Genomic DNA, 2,566 nt, shown 5'->3' on the forward strand with positions numbered 1-2,566 from the left:
GTTCTGTCACTGACATTTGAATCCCAACTTGTCGCGAACATGATTCACTCGCGGCATGGGAAACGACTTGATTGTACTTGATCGCAAGGCTCGCAGGGAACTGGAGCAATTGCTCACCGATGGAAACACGGCTCAGAAGATCGCCAAGCGAGCGAGGATCGTGCTGATGACGGCGGCCGGTCATGGCGTCGTGGCGATTATGCGTGAGGTTGGGGTTTCGAAGACCACCGTCTGGCGCTGGCAGGACTATTTTGTCGAGGCCGGCGTCGATGGTCTGATCAAAGGCCGCTCCAAGCCGCCTGGCCGAAAGTCGCTCAGCGCTGCCATGAAGCTCAAGGTCGTCGAGAAGACCGTGAAGGAGCGTCCGGCTAATGCCACGCACTGGAGCGTGCGGTCGATGGCGGAAGAAATGGGCATCAGCCACACGAGCGTGCAGCGCATCTGGGCCGAACACGGCCTCAAGCCGCATCTCCTGCGCAGCTTCAAGATCTCCAACGATCCCGACTTCATCGCGAAGGTCGAGGACATCGTCGGCCTTTACGTCGATCCGCCGGAGAAGGCGCTGGTGCTTTCCGTCGATGAGAAGAGATCCCATGGGGAGTGGATAGCGACCGACGCTCTGGCAGAGTGAGGTTGCTGACCCACCCACTCTGGAGGCGACCATGCAAATTGTCACTGACCGACCCCAAGCGCCGACCGCTATCCGCACCGATCTTGGCGCGATTTTCGTCTCGTTGGAACTTAGTCGATCGACCTGGCTGATTACATCGCTGTCGCCGGGCGGCGGAGAAAAGATGTCGAAGCATACGGTTCGCAGCGGCGATGTCGCTGGACTGTGGGCGCGGTTCTCTCAGCTCAAGGACAAGGTGCAGGTCCGCACGGGGCATGTCGTTCCAATCATCGTGATTCAGGAGGCGGGTCTCGACGGCTTTTGGATCCACCGCTTGCTGCAGGACGAACGGGTCGAAAGCCACGTCGTTGATCCCGCTTCAATCGCGACGTCGCGCCGGCGTCGACGGGCGAAGACTGACAAGATCGACGGGGAAGCTCTGGTGCGCGCGTTGCTGGCGTATAAGCGAGGCGAGCCGCGGGTGTGTGCCATGGTTCGAGCACCGACTCCACAAGAGGAGGATCGCCGCCGGATCTGCCGCGAAAGAAAGACGCTGACAGCGGAGCGGGTCGAGCACGTCAATCGGATCAAGGGGCTGCTGTTCGCCCAGGGCATCTCTGACTATGAGCCCTTATTGCGCAAAAGACGGGAGCGGCTTGAGGAACTCAGGACCGGTGATGGTCGTCCGCTACCTGAGCATTTGAAGGCACAGATTGGACGCGAACTTGATCGACTCGAACTCACACTTCAACAGATCAAGTCCGTGGAGGCTGAGCGGGATGCTATGCTCAGCCCGTCGGACGAAGGCACGCCAGCGCCAGGAGCAATGTTAAAGAATTTGAAGGGGATTGGCCCGGAATTCGCCGGTGTCCTGTGGTCTGAGGGGTTGTTCCGAAGCTTTTCCAACCGACGGCAGGTTGCCGCTTATGCCGGATTGGCGCCGACGCCCTGGCGGAGCGGATCCGTCGCGCACGAACAAGGCGTCTCCAAAGCCGGAAACCCGCGGCTGCGAACAACCATGATCCAGCTCGCCTGGTTGTGGGTAAGGCATCAGCCCCGTTCGATACTGACCCTGTGGTTTCATCAGCGCGTACAGCTCAATGGTGGCCGAGTTCGGAAAGTGCTGATCGTTGCCTTGGCGCGAAAGCTGCTGATCGCCTTCTGGAAATATGTGACCGCCGGGGTTGTGCTGGAAGGAGCCGAGATAACGGCCGCCTGAAAACAAACGCTTCCCCCTTTTCAATCTTCCGGGGCCTGATCAGCTCCGGCGGATCCAGGTGAGCGGACCGAAATTTGGCCTGGCTTAAAAAGCCGAAGAAGAGAATGGTCCCGCCCTCCTGAGCCCTCGCCCGACGCAAGCGGGATATTGGTGCGGCCGATAAGAGCGGCGACCGGATGTGAGTTTGAAGCGGCATCGGAAACGGGCCGGGTCATGCAAACGGGCTCAGACCTTGGATACGGAGCAACGACGGGAGATTTACCATGGAATCCTGATCCGAACATATTGACCCACAAATCCCCATGTGAGTCAAATCCAGGCGCTCGACCGCACGCAGCCGGGTTTGCCCTTGAAAAAGGGCCGTGCCGGCACGATGACCCATGATTACAAGCGCAACGGCACCACAACACTCTTCGCCGCGCTCGATGTGGCGGCCGGTACCGTCATCGGCGAATGTCTGGCACGCCATCGGGCAGACGAGTTCCTGTCGTTTCTGAAAACAATCGACCGCGAGACGCCCGCACATCTCAATCTGCATCTGATCCTCGACAACTATGCCACCCACAAGACGCCGGCCGTGAAGCGCTGGTTGGCGCGACACAAACGCTTCACGCTGCACTTCAGGCCGACATCCTGTTCCTGGCTCAACCTCGTCGAGCGGCTCTTCGCCGAAATCACTCGCCAGCGCATCCGGCGAGGAACCTTCAACGACGTCACCGAACTCAAGACCGCGATTG

General features: G+C 59.6%; 2 protein-coding genes and 1 pseudogene. All 3 read left to right on the forward strand.

Annotated features, from left to right (window positions below):
• The first annotated feature begins 67 nt into the window (after positions 1-67).
• Positions 68-631 (forward strand): IS630 family transposase, encoded by a 564-nt coding sequence (locus C7G61_RS42435; RefSeq protein WP_244608780.1) that lies wholly within the window; start codon positions 68-70, stop codon positions 629-631.
• 31 nt (positions 632-662) lie between these two features.
• Positions 663-1,829, forward strand: coding sequence for an IS110 family RNA-guided transposase (locus C7G61_RS42440; RefSeq protein ID WP_057901023.1), 1,167 nt, complete (start codon positions 663-665; stop codon positions 1,827-1,829).
• Between the two features lie 307 nt (positions 1,830-2,136).
• Positions 2,137-2,566 (forward strand): annotated as a pseudogene (locus C7G61_RS42445) (IS630 family transposase); the annotation flags it as partial.

This window comes from Bradyrhizobium algeriense, from assembly GCF_003062295.1.
GTDB lineage: Bacteria > Pseudomonadota > Alphaproteobacteria > Rhizobiales > Xanthobacteraceae > Bradyrhizobium > Bradyrhizobium algeriense.

Excerpts from the sequence above, each read along its gene's own strand:
- C7G61_RS42440 (WP_057901023.1), top strand. The coding sequence starts at position 663 with ATGCAAATTGTCACTGACCGACCCCAAGCGCCGACCGCTATCCGCACC.